Origin of the sequence: Haloplanus sp. CK5-1 (assembly GCF_037201915.1) — an archaeon.
Classification (GTDB): domain Archaea; phylum Halobacteriota; class Halobacteria; order Halobacteriales; family Haloferacaceae; genus Haloplanus; species Haloplanus salilacus.
In genome coordinates this window covers 3,190,691-3,205,960 of the sequence record NZ_CP147505.1, presented here as the reverse complement: position 1 = coordinate 3,205,960, position 15,270 = coordinate 3,190,691, and the positions used below count along the sequence as shown (strand labels likewise).

16 protein-coding genes and 1 tRNA gene are annotated in these 15,270 nt (G+C 69.8%); 7 read left to right on the top strand and 10 right to left on the bottom strand.

Annotated elements, in window-relative coordinates:
* Positions 1–2: 2 nt before the first annotated feature.
* Positions 3–1,964: an ABC transporter ATP-binding protein gene (locus NBT81_RS17020; protein ID WP_338740096.1), complete on the bottom strand. Its 1,962-nt coding sequence runs from the start codon at positions 1,962–1,964 to the stop codon at positions 3–5.
* 110 nt (positions 1,965–2,074) lie between these two features.
* Here NBT81_RS17020 and NBT81_RS17015 point away from each other — a divergent pair, with 110 nt between their 5' ends.
* Positions 2,075–3,022, top strand: a complete 948-nt coding sequence (locus tag NBT81_RS17015) for a methyl-accepting chemotaxis protein (protein WP_338740094.1) — start codon at positions 2,075–2,077, stop codon at positions 3,020–3,022.
* Here NBT81_RS17015 and NBT81_RS17010 read toward each other — a convergent pair.
* Both NBT81_RS17010 and NBT81_RS17005 read right to left on the bottom strand, forming a co-directional pair.
* Positions 3,017–3,298: a DUF7538 family protein gene (locus NBT81_RS17010; protein ID WP_338740093.1), complete on the bottom strand. Its 282-nt coding sequence runs from the start codon at positions 3,296–3,298 to the stop codon at positions 3,017–3,019. The two genes, NBT81_RS17015 and NBT81_RS17010, sit on opposite strands and share 6 nt — an antisense overlap.
* 37 nt (positions 3,299–3,335) lie before the next feature.
* On the bottom strand, positions 3,336–3,914 hold the full coding sequence (locus NBT81_RS17005) for a DUF192 domain-containing protein (RefSeq protein ID WP_338740092.1): 579 nt from the start codon (positions 3,912–3,914) through the stop codon (positions 3,336–3,338).
* A gap of 91 nt (positions 3,915–4,005) precedes the next feature.
* Here NBT81_RS17005 and NBT81_RS17000 point away from each other — a divergent pair.
* Positions 4,006–4,079: transfer RNA gene (locus NBT81_RS17000), tRNA-Val, on the top strand.
* Between the two features lie 53 nt (positions 4,080–4,132).
* On the opposite strand, the gene NBT81_RS16995 is transcribed toward NBT81_RS17000, so the two are convergent.
* Together NBT81_RS16995 and NBT81_RS16990 are read right to left on the bottom strand one after the other, a co-directional pair.
* Positions 4,133–4,477: a hypothetical protein gene (locus NBT81_RS16995; RefSeq protein ID WP_338740091.1), complete on the bottom strand. Its 345-nt coding sequence runs from the start codon at positions 4,475–4,477 to the stop codon at positions 4,133–4,135.
* Between the two features lie 45 nt (positions 4,478–4,522).
* A complete protein-coding gene (locus tag NBT81_RS16990) occupies positions 4,523–5,497 on the bottom strand; it encodes a hypothetical protein (protein ID WP_338740089.1) in 975 nt (324 codons plus the stop codon).
* Positions 5,498–5,581: 84 nt separating this feature from the next.
* Between NBT81_RS16990 and NBT81_RS16985 the strand changes: the two genes are divergently transcribed.
* Both NBT81_RS16985 and NBT81_RS16980 read left to right on the top strand, forming a co-directional pair.
* Positions 5,582–6,133, top strand: a complete 552-nt coding sequence (locus NBT81_RS16985) for a hypothetical protein (RefSeq protein WP_338740087.1) — start codon at positions 5,582–5,584, stop codon at positions 6,131–6,133.
* Entirely contained in the window at positions 6,130–6,645 is a 516-nt protein-coding gene (locus NBT81_RS16980) for a CPBP family intramembrane glutamic endopeptidase (RefSeq protein WP_338742589.1), read from the top strand. Before NBT81_RS16985 ends, NBT81_RS16980 begins: the two co-directional genes overlap by 4 nt.
* Here NBT81_RS16980 and hisG read toward each other — a convergent pair whose 3' ends face one another.
* The 3 genes from hisG to NBT81_RS16965 form a co-directional block, all read right to left on the bottom strand.
* A complete protein-coding gene (hisG, locus tag NBT81_RS16975; RefSeq protein ID WP_338742588.1) occupies positions 6,646–7,491 on the bottom strand; it encodes an ATP phosphoribosyltransferase in 846 nt (281 codons plus the stop codon).
* Between the two features lie 249 nt (positions 7,492–7,740).
* Positions 7,741–9,060 (bottom strand): hypothetical protein, encoded by a 1,320-nt coding sequence (locus NBT81_RS16970; protein WP_338740086.1) that lies wholly within the window; start codon positions 9,058–9,060, stop codon positions 7,741–7,743.
* Positions 9,057–9,719 (bottom strand): hypothetical protein, encoded by a 663-nt coding sequence (locus tag NBT81_RS16965; RefSeq protein WP_338740085.1) that lies wholly within the window; start codon positions 9,717–9,719, stop codon positions 9,057–9,059. The genes NBT81_RS16970 and NBT81_RS16965 overlap by 4 nt, the downstream gene beginning before the upstream one ends.
* A gap of 82 nt (positions 9,720–9,801) precedes the next feature.
* Here NBT81_RS16965 and NBT81_RS16960 point away from each other — a divergent pair, with 82 nt between their 5' ends.
* Both NBT81_RS16960 and NBT81_RS16955 read left to right on the top strand, forming a co-directional pair.
* Positions 9,802–11,094 carry an amidohydrolase gene (locus tag NBT81_RS16960; RefSeq protein WP_338740084.1) on the top strand — a complete coding sequence of 431 codons (1,293 nt, stop codon included), beginning with the start codon at positions 9,802–9,804 and terminating at the stop codon, positions 11,092–11,094.
* Positions 11,095–11,216: 122 nt separating this feature from the next.
* A complete protein-coding gene (locus tag NBT81_RS16955) occupies positions 11,217–12,494 on the top strand; it encodes an adenosylhomocysteinase (protein WP_338740082.1) in 1,278 nt (425 codons plus the stop codon).
* Between the two features lie 10 nt (positions 12,495–12,504).
* On the opposite strand, the gene NBT81_RS16950 is transcribed toward NBT81_RS16955, so the two are convergent.
* Positions 12,505–14,049: an ATP-binding protein gene (locus tag NBT81_RS16950; protein ID WP_338740081.1), complete on the bottom strand. Its 1,545-nt coding sequence runs from the start codon at positions 14,047–14,049 to the stop codon at positions 12,505–12,507.
* 106 nt (positions 14,050–14,155) lie between these two features.
* Here NBT81_RS16950 and hjc point away from each other — a divergent pair, with 106 nt between their 5' ends.
* Positions 14,156–14,578: a Holliday junction resolvase Hjc gene (gene hjc, locus NBT81_RS16945; protein ID WP_338740080.1), complete on the top strand. Its 423-nt coding sequence runs from the start codon at positions 14,156–14,158 to the stop codon at positions 14,576–14,578.
* Here hjc and NBT81_RS16940 read toward each other — a convergent pair.
* Positions 14,575–15,270 carry an SWIM zinc finger family protein gene (locus tag NBT81_RS16940; RefSeq protein ID WP_425498695.1) on the bottom strand — a complete coding sequence of 232 codons (696 nt, stop codon included), beginning with the start codon at positions 15,268–15,270 and terminating at the stop codon, positions 14,575–14,577. The two genes, hjc and NBT81_RS16940, sit on opposite strands and share 4 nt — an antisense overlap.

The window sequence follows — 15,270 nt, the reverse complement described above, 5'->3', positions numbered from 1 at the left end:
GCCTAGTCGTCGCCGTCGCCGACGGTCGGCCGCCCGCCCGCGGCGTCTCCCTCCCCGTCGACGTCCGCCCGCGCCCCCCGCCGGGTCGCTCGCTCGACGAACTCCTCGGGTAGGTCGTCGATCTCCCCCGCCTGCACGCCCCAGAGACTGGCGTAGAGACCGTCCGCGGCCAGTAGGTCCTCGTGGGTGCCACGCTCCCGCACCCGACCGTCGTCGAGGACGACGATCCGGTCGGCGTCTTTCACCGTCGAGAGCCGGTGGGCGATGACGAACGTCGTCCGGTCGGCGGTCAACCGGTCGAGCGACCGCTGGATCAGCATCTCCGTCTCCGTGTCGACGTCGCTGGTCGCCTCGTCGAGGATCAGGATCTCGGGGTCCTTGAGCATCGCCCGCGCGATGGTGAGGCGCTGGCGCTGACCCCCCGACAGTTTCACGCCCCGTTCGCCCACCATGGTGTCGTAGCCGTCGGGCAAGTTGGTGACGAACTCGTGGGCTTCCGCGGCCTTCGCTGCCTCGATCACCGCCTCGTCGTCGGCGTCGAAGGTGCCGTAGGTGATGTTCTCGCGGACGGTGCCGTAGAAGAGAAACGTCTCCTGACTGACGTAGCCGATGGCGTCCCGGAGGCTCGCCAGGGTCACCTCGCTGATATCGTCGCCGTCGATCCTGATCTCGCCGCCGTCGACGTCGTACATCCGGAGGAGGAGTTTCAACGCGGTCGACTTCCCGGCCCCCGTGGGGCCGACCAGCGCGAGGGTATCCCCGCCCTCGGCCGCGAAGGAGACACCGTCTATGATCGCCTCCTCGTCGTAGCCGAAGGTCACGTCGTCGTACTCGACGCGACCCTCGGTGACGACCAAGTCCTCGGCGCCGGAGCGCTCGTCGATGCCCGCGTTCTCGTCCATCAACCCGAAGATGCGGGCCGCGGAGGCGTACGCCCGCTGGTACATGTTGATGATCTGTCCGAACTGGGCCATCGGCCAGATGAACCGCTGGGTGTAGAGGATGAAAGAGACGAACTCGCCGGGCCGCAGGGTGCCGGTGAAGAGCCACGGCCCCTCGCCGCGAAACACCCAGAGGCCACCGACCGTGAAGGTGAGTGCGAAGCCCACTCCGGCGAGCACCCGGAGGCCGGGGAAGAACTTGATCCGCGTCTCGATGGCGTCCCAGTTGGCGTCGAAGTAGTCCCCCGAGGCCTCCTCGACACGCTCTGCCTCGTACCCCTCCGTGTTCGACGTCTTGATGACCTGGATGCCCCCCAGGTTGTTCTCCAGTCGGGAGTTGACCTGTCCGACCGTCGACCGCACCTCGGCGTACTTGGGCTGGATGTTCTCGACGAACCGGTAGGTGAAAAAGGCGATCAGCGGGACGGGTGCCAGTGCGACGACGGCGAGTTGCGGGTTCATCCAGAACAGGATGGCTGCGATACCGACGACCATCACGCCCAGGCGGAACGCGGAGTTCAGCCCGTCGTTGAGGAAGCGTTCCAACCGGTTCACGTCGTTCGAAAGAACGGACATCATCTCGCCGGTCTGCTTGTCGGCGAAGAAGGTCATGTTCAGCCGTTGCATCGCGTCGTAGGCGTCCGTCCGGATGGCGTGCTGGACGTACTGGGCGAAGCGGTTCCACCCCCAGTTTCGCAGCCAGTGAAGTCCCGCCCCACCCAGAAACGAGAACAGGACGATGCCGACGATCAGCCAGAACTGCCGTTCCGGGTCGGTCGGTAGCCACCGGTCGGGCACCAGCGGGAGCGAGAACGGCCCCTCGTCGAGGAAGATGGCGTCGACGGCGATGCCCAACAGCAACGGCGGGAGCAAGTCGAGCACGCGGGCGAAGAGGCTGGCGACGGCGCTGACCGAGAGCAGTCCCGCTCGATCCCGCCCGTACGTGGTGAACAGGCGACGCATCGGGTTGTCGGTCCGCTCCCGTTGCTCTTCGAAGGGGTCGTCGTCGCCGGGGACCTCCATCACCGTGTTTCGGCGGCCGACGGACAAAAGCCTGACTCGCCGGAGTCCCCGAATATCACTGTGAATAACTACCCCGTCGGCTTTTTTGAAATCCCCGACGACCGGTGAGCATGTCGGAACACGCCACCGACCTCGATGCGTCCCTCGACGAGCAGATCGATGGCGAGATCGAACAAGAGATCGACAGGCAGTCCGGATACGGCCACCAGGCGGCCAGCGAGATCCAGACCTCACTCGCCGAACTCCAGGAGAGTTCCGAGGACATCGCCGGACGGACCCGCGATATCACGGACCACACGACCGAGCAGTACGAGCGCATGACGGAGGTCGCGAGCGAGATATCGAACCTGAGTGCCGCGGTCGAGCAGGTGGCGTCGTCGGCGGAACAGGTGGCGACGGCGAGCGAACGGGCGACCGACCTCACGAGCGAGGGTCACGAGTCGGTCCGGAGCGTCGCGACCGCCATGGAACAGATCCAGGAAGCGACCGAGAACGTCGTCGAGGACGTCCGCGCTGTCGAGGAGGCCGTCGCGGAGATCGACGAGGTCGTCGAGATCATCAACGACATCGCGGACCAGACGAACCTGCTGGCGCTGAACGCCAATATCGAGGCAGCCCGGGCGGACGAGGCCGGCGAGGGGTTCGCCGTCGTCGCCGACGAGGTCAAGGCCCTCGCCGAGGACTCCCAGAACCACGCCGCCGACATCGAACGCCGGGTCGAGGGGATCAGGCAGTCCACGTCGACCGCCGCCGAGAGTCTGGACGAGACGCGCCACGCCGTCGACGAGGGTGTCGACGCGGCCGACAACGCCCTCGACATCCTCGACGACATCGATTCGTCGGTCTCGGAGGTGAGCGACGGCATCGACGAGGTGGCGGAGGCGACGGACGAACAGGCCGCGAGCCACGAGGAGATCGCCAGCATGACCGAGAACGTCACCGACGACGCCGAACGCATCGTCGACGAGACCGAGGAGATCGCCGACGAGGTCGACGACCAGACCGAGGAGATCGAGGAGATCGATCGACTCGTCGACGACTTGGTTGCGGACCTATAGCGACCGCCCCTCGATCGTCGGGTCGATTCCCGCCGCGTCGAGGTCGATCCGCACCCGCTCTCGGAGGGGGTCGGGCACCGTCCCCCGGCCCACTGGAACCGCCGTCTCGCCGTCGCCTTTCACCTTCCAGTAGAGGACGCAGTCGCTCGGAGCGTAGTACTCGACCGCGTACCGGTCGCCCTCGCCACGGTAGTGGACCCGGGCGGCGAACCCCTCGACTCGCCACCCCTCGCGCTCGGTCAGTGCCTCGAGTTCGCTCCGTGCGTCGTCGCTCATGCGAACGCGTGGTGCCTGCCGCCGGTGGCTCTTTCGGTCACGCGTCCTCGATCACGACCCGGTCGCCCACCTCGACGCCCGTCTCGTTCGTGTACCCCATCGGCACTTCGAGGACGTACTTCGCGCGCCCCGAGTACTGCGTGAGGTCGCCGTCCGACTCCACCGGCGCGTGGTGAATCGTCGTGATCGTGCCGTTCCCGGCGACGAACACCATATCCAGCGGGAAGGCCATCTCCCGCATCACGTAGCCGTGGGTCCCCTCCTGGTCGTGGACGAACAGCATCCCCTGTCCGTCTTCGAGCGCGGTCGTGTCGCTCAGTCCCGTGTATCGTTTCGGCCACGAGTCCGCGATCCAGACGTCGACCGCCGCCAGCCGTGTCCCGTCCTCGTCGACGAGGTCGACGGTCGTCGTCTCGTAGTCGCTGCCGGGGGTCGAGACCGGGGTGGTCGGCGTCGGCGTCGGCGTCGGCGTCGCGTCGTCGGCCGCGGGCGTCCCGTCTCCGCCGGGCGTGGGCGTTTCGGTGGCGCTCCCGTCCGGCACCGTCCCGAACCCGGCACAGCCACCGAGGACGGCGACGAGGGCGAGGGCGAGTGCGGCGACGGTTCGGCGGTGCATTGTCTGGTGGGAGGTCGGCTGCGGCGGGCGTAAGCGTTTCGCGATCCGAGACAGAAACCGTTATTCCGCCGGGGGACGGTGTTTGCGACGAGGGCTCGTGGTCTAGTTGGTTATGACGCGGCCTTTACAAGGCCGAGATCGGTGGTTCGACTCCGCCCGAGCCCATGAGAACCGCCGAGCGACAGCGAGGCGTGTTCGATTACTGAGCCAACCCCACCTTACGCCGCACTCGCCGTCGCCGTGACCTCCTCGGTCTCCTCCGGCACGTCGACCGAGAACGTCACGCGTTTGCTCTCGTCGGCCTCGAACGCCACCGTTTGGCTGTCCTCGTAGAGGACGACCCCGTCCTCGTCGAGCAGTTCCAGCGTCACGTCCACGTCACCGGCCGCGCCGTCGTTCCGGACGACGACGTACACCTCCGTCTCGCCGATCAGCGTGTCGAGTCCGCCGTCGACCTCCGTCTCGGTGACGCTCGGCTCCGGCGAGGCGAGCGCCCCACAGCCGGCCAGTCCGACCGTCAATTCCGTTCCGCTTCCGCCGACGACGGTCCGTCTGGTGTGCATGGCGCGGCTTCGATCCTCGGGGGTGAGGGCCTTCCGGCCTCCGGTTTACAGCAGGCGGATCAGCGAGTTCTCCACTTCGCCGGCGACGGTGACGATCCGTCCGTCGCGGCTGTACTCCTCGATCGGCTGGCCGACGTGTCGTCGTCGGATCCCCTCCTCGATCCCTTCGCGGTCGACCGTCGCCGCCGGGTCGAATACGTAGGTCCGCTCGGACCAGGTCGTCTCGCCCCGGACGTCCAGCCGACGACCGGTTGCCACCGCCGCGTTCAGCGGGAAGTCCTCGTCGATGTCGGCTTCGAGTTCGCGGCCGGTGAGGTAGTCGGCATCGCCGAAGTGGTCGATCAGCGTCGCCAACCCCTCGTCGGTGCCAGTGCGGTGATCGCCGGCCGCGTGTTGCTCGACCGCCGACGCCAGCGGGTCGGTCGCTCCCTCGCTCGCACCGATCGTGACGATCACGTCCGGGTGGAGGCCGAAGGCGCGGGTGCGCCCCTCCATGGTGCGGACGAACCGTTGGAAGTCGTCGACTCGACCGTCGGCCTCGAAGCCGGCGTCGCGGAGCGCGGGCCGCAACGCGCCGGGGTCGAATTCGCCGCCGAGAACGCGAAACGACTCGTTGGCGACCGTCGAGTGGTTCACGGTGAGGACGGCGTCGATGTCGTCTACGGGCACCGCGACACCGAAGTACGACTCGGCACGCTGCTCCCAGTAGGTGTCGAGTTGCTCGGCGAAGGTCGGGTCGGCGTCGGCGCGGACGGCAGCCAGCGACAGGTGCGTGAACTCGTAGGTGTGTGGCGTCGGCTCCGTCGGGGCGATCAACCACGAAGGGTAGGGCTGGAGCGACCGGTCGCCGGGCGTCGGAGTCGGAGTCGGAGTCGCGGTTGCCGTCGGGGTCGTCGTGTCCGTCGGGGTCGTCGTGTCCGTCGCCGTCGCCGACGGGTCGGACTCCGAACAACCGGCGAGGCCGCTCGTCGCCACAGCGACCGCCGCGGCCGTCCCTCGAAGGAGCGCACGCCTGTGCATCGCCCGGCGTTGGGTCCACGGTGACTTATACTCGTCCCCGTGGGGGACCCAACCCCTATTACCGCCCCCGTACACCTGCCGGCCATGGACCCCCGCGCCCTCGTGTGGAACGACGCCGAGCGCCGACCCCTCGCCCCGTTCCGGGTCGCCCTCCTGATCGTCGTGACGGCCCTCCTCGCCACGGGGACGAGTGCCGGGGCGAGCGTCGGGACGGGGCTCCGTGCACGCCTCGCGGCCGTCGTCGGCGAGACAGTCGCGTCGGCCGCAAGCGCCGTCACGAGCGTCGCACTCGCGGGCGGGACGGTCACGCTGTCGATACTGATCGCCGGGCGGTACGTCGACCGCCGCCACCTGCGGGACTTCGGCCTCCGGTTTGACCGACGGTGGTGGGTCGACTGCGGGTTCGGCCTCGCCCTCGGTGCGGCCCTACAGAGAGACGAGGAGAGAGCCCACGACTTCAGTCGTGGGAGGAAGTCAATCACGCTGGTGTTCGCCGTCGGTGTCGCCGCCGACTGGATCCGCGTGACGGGGAGTGCTCGCCCGACTGCCGGCGTCGCCGTCCGCGTTCTCGGCCTCGTCGCCACCTTCGTCGTCGTCGGCGTGTACGAGGAACTGCTGATCCGGGGTATCTCCTGACGAACGCCGCCGAGGGACTCGTCGGCTGTGTCGGCGAGCGCGGGGCCGTCGCCGGTGCGGTCGGCCTCTCCTCGATTCTGTTCGGCGTCGCACACGCCAACAACCCGAACGCCACGCTCCTCTCGACGGTTTCAATCGTCCTCGCCGGCGGGATGCTGGCCGCGGGCTACGTGCTGACGGGGGAACTCGCGGTCCCCATCGGCCCCCACACGACGTGGAACCTGTTCCAAGGCGGGGTGTACGGCTTCCCCGTCTCGGGGCTCGGGGTCGACGTGAGCCTGATCGCCGTCGAGGTGACGGGCCCGCGGTGGGTCACTGGGGGCGCGTTCGGCCCCGAAGCCGGACTGCTCGGGGTGTGTGCGATGGTACTCGGCACCGCCGCCATCGTCGCCTGGGTGCGGTGGCAAACCGGACGGCTGGAGGTCTCGCTCGCGGTGACGACCCCCGACCTGCGGGGCCGCGAGAGCGGGGAGGACGACGTGGATCCCGACCGGTGGGAGCCGACGCCCTGATCACTCCACCAGCCGCTCGATTTCGGTGACCAGAACGTCGCTCGCCCCCATCGCCTTGAGGTCGTTGATGACGCCGAAGACCGACCGCTCCTCGACGACGGCGTGGACGGCAACGTCGTCGGTGCCCGCCACGTCCATCACGGTCGGACCGCCCATCCCCGGCAACACGTCGCGCACGTCGTCGAGGCGGTCCTCGGGGACGTTCAACATCACGTATCGCCTGTCCTCGGCCGCGAGAACCGACTCGAAGGCCGTCACCAGTTGCTGGACCTTCTCGCCGTCGACGGCGTCGGGGTGGGCGAACAGGCGGACGGAACTCGACAACACCTCCGCGATTTCGGTCAGGCGGTTCACCCGCAGCGTCGTCCCCGTCGACGTGATGTCGACGATGGCGTCGGCCATGTCGACGTGTGGCGTGAGTTCGGTCGCCCCCGTCACCTCGACCACGTCGGCGTCGACGCCCCGATCGGCGAAGAAGTCGCGGGTGATCCGCGGGAACTCGGTGGCGACGGTGCCGCCATCGAGGTCGTCGACCGACGCGATAGCGCCGTCCTCGGGCGCGGCGACGACGAGGCGACACCGGCCGAACTCCAGATCCAGCAGTTCGACCAGGTCGTGGCCCGACTCGTGGACCTGATCCAGTCCGGTGATGCCGACCGCGGCCGCACCGTCGGCGACGTACTCCGGGATGTCGGCGGCACGGGCGAAGAGCACGGTCACGTCCGGGTCGACCGTGTCGGCGTAGAGTTTCCGGTCCGCGCCGCCTTCGAGGTGGAGGCCGGCGCGTTCGAGCAGGTCGATCGACGGATCGTGCAGGCGGCCCTTGTTGGGGACGGCGATGCGCATTGTCGGACTGTCGAGGGCAGGGGGGAACTGTTTTTCGGGGGCGAGGTCGCGTGACCGCAAGGAACCGCGACCTCGGATCGAGCGGGCCGGCGGCCCGCGAGAACGGCGAGGGCGCAGGGACCGAGCCCTCGACGCGGAGCGGTGAGGGACGAACCGCGGAGCAGGGGCGGGAGAGCGCGACCGCAGGGAACTGTGACCTCGAATCGAACGGGTCCGCGGCCCGCGAGCCCTCGAATCGACCGAATCCCCTTACGACCGCAACGCCTCGGCGACCCGTTCGCTCGCCCGCGGAACCTCTCGGGCCCGAGCGCCGACGACGAGGTAGGTCGACACCTCGTGGTGGAGGGCCCGAACCGGGACGTCACGGTCGCGGTCGGCGATGTCGCCGTCGACCCACGCAACCTGCCGCGTCAGGTCGACGAGCGCCGCCCGCGTCAGCGCGGGCACCCGCGGTTCCGCGTCGGCCGCGCGGAGCGCCGCGACCGCGTCGGCCCGGATCGTCGCCACGTCGTCCGCGGAGTCGACGGCGAACGCCTCGCCACTGTCGTCGGCTACCCGGGCGCGGAGCGACTCGAACGCCCACAGCGAGGCGAACGACTCGTGGCGGTGCAACAGCGACCGAGCGACGGTTTGCCCGTCGGGTGGATCCCGTGGCGCCCCGGGACGGATCGACCGGTAGAGTCCCTCCAGCGCCCCTCCGACCGGCGTTCTCGAGAGGTCGACCCCCTCGGGTTCCCACGGTCGGGGGGCGTCCGCGTCCGGCTCCACGAGGTCGAGAGCCGAGCGCTCGGCGTCGAACGCCTCGCGGAGCGACTCGGCGGCGGCTAGCAGTCGCGGCCGGAGGTCGGTCGGATCGTCGACCGCGGTCGTCTGTCGGTCGTAGATGTGGGCGGCGTCGTCGACGGCGACGCGGGCGTCTTCGAGGTCCTCGGCGGCTTCACCGACGGCGAGTGGATTGCCGGCGCGATAGTGGCGCGACCGCCCGAGGTTGGCGATGCGGTCGGCGGTGTCGAGGCGGTCCTCGATGGCGGCGTGAACCAGCGCCGCGTCGACTGGGTCGCCGCCGACGTACGACCACCGCTCCCACAGCGCCCGCCGGTCCTCGCGGACGGCCGTCGCCTCGTCGGCGACGTCCTCGTGTGTCAGCCCCGCGTCGATGGCGCGCCACGCGGCGGCGGCGAACCGGGCGTCGGCCCGAGCGCCGGCGAGCGCCGACAGCCGCTCGAACGGCGACGCCGCCTCGGTCGCCCGTACGACACGCTCGGCCGCCCCCTCGCGGACGCGCCGGACCTCCTCTCGGATCGCCCCGTTGGGAATCTCGTCGGGACCGAGGTCGGCCGGCACGGCGTCGAGAAGCGTCCGAGCACGCCGCTCGCTCGCTTGGAGGTGTTCGGAGCCGACGCCCACGGGAAGCCGGTCGGGGACCGAGGGTGGCGAGTCGGCCACGGCGGCGCGGAGCGCCGCGGCGTCGAGTTCGGTCGTGTCCGACGACGACAGCGGGTTCGCGCCCCCACAGCCGGCGAGAGTGGCGAGAGCGGCGAGCGCACCGCGGCGAGTGAGACGGGTCATCGAGAGTCACCGTCGGCGGTCTCGTTTCGCCGGCGTCGGAAGTGTTCGTTGCTCCGCTCACAGGTGCCCGAGCCGCGACTCGATCCGTAGCTGTTCACGTCGCTCGGGTCGAAGGCTTCGGGGATGCGGATCAGCGTCACCAAGACGTCTCGTGCGTCCGTCTCGCAGGCCACGTCGGCGTCGCGGTAGTAGCGGGCGTAGTCGGTGTCTACCCCCGTCGCCGACCAGCGGACGCGACAGAGGTCCTGTGCGTAACACTCGCCGATGCCGACCCGTTCGACGTACACCGTCGCGGCGTCGTAGTCGGTCGAGTCGAGGAACTCGCGGGCCCCGTCGGCCCCCTCAACGTCGGCGACGGAGACGGCGGCCGCGTCGTCGGCGTCGGCGACGAACAGGTGGTGATCCCAGGGGCGTCTCTGTCCCTCGCCGTCGTCCGTCCCAGGCTCGGTCGTCGGCCGCTCGTCGGACCAGAGGATCGGCCCGTGACCGGCGTTGCGGAGGCTGTACGACTCGGGATCGAAGGCGACGTTGCCGGTGGCCGTGGCGTTGGCCGGGTGAGTCGACGTCGACGACGACTCGCCGGAACAGCCGGCGAGCGCGCCGCCCACGAGGGCCGCCGCTACGCCGTGGAGGGCACGTCTGCGCGTCGGGGAGGGCATTCCCGACACGCTTCCGGGGCGATCGGCAAATGTCTTTCCGCCGATCCCCGGCGCTTAACGTGTCGGGGAGCGAGTGGGAGACATGGCGACGCTCTCGATCCGCGACGGTCGCGTCCTGCGCCCGGACATGACCGTCGTCGACGCGGACGTACTGGTGGACCGCGACGCGGGCGAAATCGTCGAGATCGGTCCGGACCTCGGCGGCGACGACGACCTCGACGCCGAGGGGAGCCTGGTGATGCCGGGGCTGGTGAACGCCCACACCCACGTCGCGATGACGCTCCTGCGGGGCCACGCCGACGACAAACCCCTCGATCGGTGGCTCCGGGAGGACATCTGGCCCGTCGAGGCGGCGCTCGAACCGGCGGACATCGAGGCCGGCGCTGCGCTCGGCGTCCTCGAGATGATCAGGTCGGGGACGACCGCCTTCGCGGACATGTACTTCGAGATCGACCGCACCGCCGAGGTGGTCGAACGGGCGGGGATCCGTGCCGTCCTCGGCCACGGCGCCATCTCGGCGGGCAAGGACGACGAGGCGGCCCGCGCGGACATCGAGGAGAGCGTCGCGATGGCCCGCGAACTCGACGGGAGCGCGGACGGTCGGGTCTCGACGGCGGTGATGCCCCACAGCCTCACCACCGTCACGCCCGACCTGCTGGAGCTGGCGGCGGAGCGGGCGAGCGACGCCGGCGTCCCCGTCCACTACCACGCCAACGAGACGGTCGACGAGGTCGACCCGGTCGTCGAGGAGTGGGGGAAGCGCCCGCTGGAGTGGGCACGCGAGTTGGGTCTCTGTGACGAGGCGGATTTCCTCGCTCACGGCGTCCACCTCGACGAGGCGGAGATCGACCTCCTCGCCGAGACGGGCACGGGCGTCGTCCACTGTCCGGCCTCGAACATGAAACTCGCGTCGGGGATGGCCCCGATCCAGCGCCTGCTCGACGCCGGCGTTACGGTCGGCTTGGGCACCGACGGCGCGGCCTCGAACAACGACCTCGACCCCTTCGACGAGATGCGGGACGCGGCCATGCTCGGGAAACTCGCCGCGGGCGACGCGAGTGCGGTCGCAGCCCCCGACGCGGTCCGGATGGCGACCGCCGGCGGTGCCGACGTGTTGGGGATCGACGCCGGACGGATCGAACCCGGCGCGGCCGCGGACCTCGCGGTCGTCGACTTGGACGCACCACACCTGACCCCCGATCACGACCCCGTGAGCCACCTCGCCTACGCCGCCCGCGGATCCGACGTGCGACACACCGTCTGTGACGGCGACGTGCTCATGCGGGACCGCGAGGTGCTGACGCTGGACGAGGATCGAGTGTTGGCGCGGGCCGAGGAGCGTGCCGACGGGTTGCTGGCGCGGGCGGACGTCTGAGACGGGTGGTCCGGAACCGACCAGCGGTCTCGAACCCGTCGAGCGCGCCCACCCCTGACGCGGCGGGCGCGCTCGGGCGTTCGAGACGGTAGCGTTTTGCCCCGCCTCCCGCTACGGGGGGTATGACACGCACGATAGACGAGCGTCTCGACGACCCCGCGGCCGCACGCGCCGAGGGACGTCGGAAGATGGACTGGGCGGAGGCCCACATGCCCATCCTCGCCGAACTCCGGGAGGACTTCGCGGCCGACGAACCGCTGGCCGGCGAGCGGATCGCGATGGCGATGCACGTCGAGGCCAAAACCGCCGTCCTGGTCGAACTCCTCGCTGTCGGCGGCGCGGACGTCGCTATCACCGGCTGTAACCCCCTCTCGACGCAGGACGACGTGAGCGCGGCGCTCCACGCCGTCGACGGCGTCACCTCCTACGCCGCCCACGGCGTCGACACCGACGAGTACTACGACGCCATCGAGGCAGTCGTCGGCGTCGACCCCACCATCACCGTCGACGACGGGGCGGACATGGTGACCCACATCCACGACGAACACCCCGACCTGATCCCCCAACTCAAGGGTGGCTGTGAGGAGACGACGACGGGCGTCCACCGCCTGCGGTCGATGGCCGACGACGGCGCGCTGGAGTACCCGATGTTCGCCGTCAACGACACGCCGATGAAGACGCTGTTCGACAACGTCCACGGCACCGGCGAGTCCGCACTCACCAACATCGCGATGACGACCAACCTCGCCATCGCGGGCAAGACGGTCGTCGTCGCGGGCTACGGCTACTGTGGCCGCGGCGTCGCGAAGAAGGCCGCGGGCATGAACGCCGACGTGATCGTCACGGAGGTCGACCCCAGGCGGGCGCTCGAGGCCCACATGGAGGGTCACGACGTGATGCCCATGGTCGACGCCGCGAGCGAGGGCGACGTGTTCGTGACGACGACGGGCAACCGAGACGTGATCACCCGCGAGGACTTCGAGCGGATGGACGACGGCGTCCTCTTGGCGAACGCCGGCCACTTCGACGTGGAGATCAACCTCGACCAACTCGAGGGGATGGCCGTCTCCCGCCGCGAGGTCCGGGACGGCGTCGAGGAGTACGAACTCCCGGACGGTCGCCGCGTGAACGTGCTCGCGGAGGGGCGACTGGTCAACCTCGCTGGCCCGCTGTCGATGGGCCACCCCGTCGAGGTGATGGACCAGAGCTTCGGCGTTCAGGCGGTCTGTGTCCGCGAACTCGCCGCCAACCCCGACGCCTACGACGCCGGCGTCCACGACGTGCCGGACCGACTGGACCGCGAGGTGGCGGAGGTAAAACTCGACGCCGAGGGCATCGCCATCGACGGCCTGAGCGACGAGCAACGCGAGTACATGGACTCGTGGGACCACGGGACCTGACGGGCGTCGCTCACGCGGCCACGCCGCCGTCGCGCACCCGCCGTCGCCACCGCCGGCGGAGCCACCCGTAGACGCCGCCGAGGACGACTCCCCAGAGGACATGTGTGGCGAGGGAGGGAACGTTCAGGTTCGGGACCGGTGCCGGAACGCCGACCGCCCGGAGCCACAGGGGCATCACGACGCCGGCGGCGACGAACCAGAGGAAGACGCCGTACCCACCCCCGAGAAGCGTCGTCGTCCACCAGTCGTCGTCACGCAGCCACGTCACGGTCGCGACGACGAACAACAGCGCGAAGAAGACGCTGTGATACTGGTGGGTGATCCAGCCGACTGGGACGTTGTCGACGCCGTACAGCGCCCCGATGACGTCCATCCTCCCGGTGACGAACTGCGTCGGGAGCCCCATGGCGACACCCGCGATCAGACCGGCGGCGGCGCCGCGTTTGAGGTGGGCCGGTGCGACGCCGAGCCGGCCGTCGGAGGCCGCCGGATCGCGGAACTCGAGGGTCAGTTCGGTCCCGCGGCCGTCGGCGACTGGCGTCTCGACGTCGATATCCGCCTCGATGTCGTCGAGCACGAGTCGGACGAGCGTGAGACCGAACCCCGAACTGGGGTCGTCGTGTTCGGGGGTCATCCGGTCGACGACGACGCGTTGCTGTTTGGCGGGGAGGCCCGGACCGTCGTCGAAGATGCGAACGCGGACGCTGTCGGTCGGGCCGTCCGTCTCTGCGGTCACCCGAACCTCCGGGGTCGACCGGTCGTTGTGGACGACGGCGTTCTCGATCAGGTGTTCGAACAAAAGATGGAGGTGGTCGGTCCCCCGAACCGTCCCGTCCGGGAGGTCGTCGACGTCGATGACCGCAGAGGGGTGCTCGGTCCGGACGGCGTCGACGGCGGTCTCGACGTGCGGGCGGAGCTCGACCGGGTGTGACTCCCTCGACTCGGTCAGCAGGCCGACCACGTCGATGGTGTCGTCGATGGCGTCGGCGTGTCGGCGGATGGTGTCCCACCGGTCGGTCGACGTCCCCTCGTCGTCGGCCTCGGCCCCGATGGACGCGTACCCCTCGATGACGTTCGCCTTGTTCAACACCTCGTGGCGAAGCAGGCGGTTGAGAACGGTAAGGCGGTTGGTCTGTCTGGAGAGGTCCCGGCGATGCCGTCGGGTGCCGGCCGACCGGATACCGGTGAACGTCCCACCGACCGCACCGCCGACGAGGGCGTTTGTGATCAGCCGCGATTCGGCCGTCGAGAGCGCGACCGGCCACACCGTCGCGTACGTCAGGCCGACCACCGCACCCATCGCGGCGGTGCCGAGCAGACACCACGTCGCGACGACGAGCGTTTCCTCCGGGTCGCGGGAACTCATCGCGAGACCGACGCCGAACGCGGTGAGGCCGAGTCCGGCGACGAGAACCGGCATATCGCTCAGGACGAACACGACCAGCGACGCGTCCGGACGGAGCGATTCGAGAACGGTGTATCTGGTCAACAGGAATCCGACGGCCGCGACGACCAAGCCACCACCACGGAGTCGACGCGTCGATGCAGGGAACACGGCAACGGGTCGGGTCCGAGGCTCGGCGGTTAAACTTGTTGGGCGTCGGGGCGGGCCGACTCCCCACGGCCGGCAACTTAAGAGCCGTCGCCGCCGAGTCGGTGGCATGGCCGCGAACCGCAAGGGGGACCGCCGGGAGCGCGAACTCGTCAACGAACTCGACGCCGCGGGCTTCGCCGTCATGCGCGCGCCGGCGAGCGGTAGTGCGACCGACCGCGACCTCCCCGACGTCCTCGCCGGGAACGGCGACACCTTCTACGCCATCGAGGCGAAATCCAGCGCCGGCGATCCGATCTACCTCACCGGCGAGGAGGTCGAGTCGCTGATCTACTTCGCCCGCAACTTCGGCGCGAACGCCCGGATCGCCGTCCGCTTCGACCGCGAGGACTGGTACTTCTTCCACCCCGGCGACTGTTACACGACCGACGGGGGCAACTACCGGGTGAAAAAGGAGACGGCGCTGGCGGAGGGGACGGACTTCGACGAACTCGTCGGCCACTCGACACAGGCGAGCCTCGACGAGCACTAGGCGGTCGTCGGCGGCGCCGTCCCGTCGGCGGCGGGCGAGGGATCGGCGTCGCCCCCACCCTCGCCGGAGCGGAGCGGCCGCAGTCGCGAGGCCGGGAAGGCGTACTGCCGAACCGGGGCGTCCCGGCGCAGCGAGTCGAGGTAGACGACCCGAAAGACGGGTTCGTGTGCGCCGTACGCGGCGTTCGACGGGTAGTCGGCGACGAGTCGGCCGTCGTCGGTCTCGGCGCGGTCGGCGCGGTCACCCGCCGCGCCGACGACGACGAGGCGGTCGCCGGTCTCGCGGTCGGCGACGAGGGCTCCGAGGTCGTGGTCGTGGTGGGCACAGAGTGCCGGCCCGCGAAACGCGAGGGGGACGAACGTCCGCCCGCCACAGACCGCACAGACGGCGGTCCGCTCCTCGGGTGGTGGCACGAGGCGTTCGGTCACTTCGAGGGCCACCCGACGGAGGTGTTTACACCGGGCGCCGCGTCGACGGTGGTCGGGACAGGTGCAACTGACGCCGTCGAGGTCGACGACGTAGCCGCCGTCCTCGCCGTCGGTCTCGACGGCGTACCGGCCGTCGCGAAGCGGGCGGACGACCATCGGTTCGACGCGGGCGCGGCGGGCGCGGCCCGATCGACCCGCGGGCGGGAAGGTTCGTTTCGAGGCGGTCGCCGGCAGTGACGCGGGTGTGTGTTCTGGGTGCGTCAT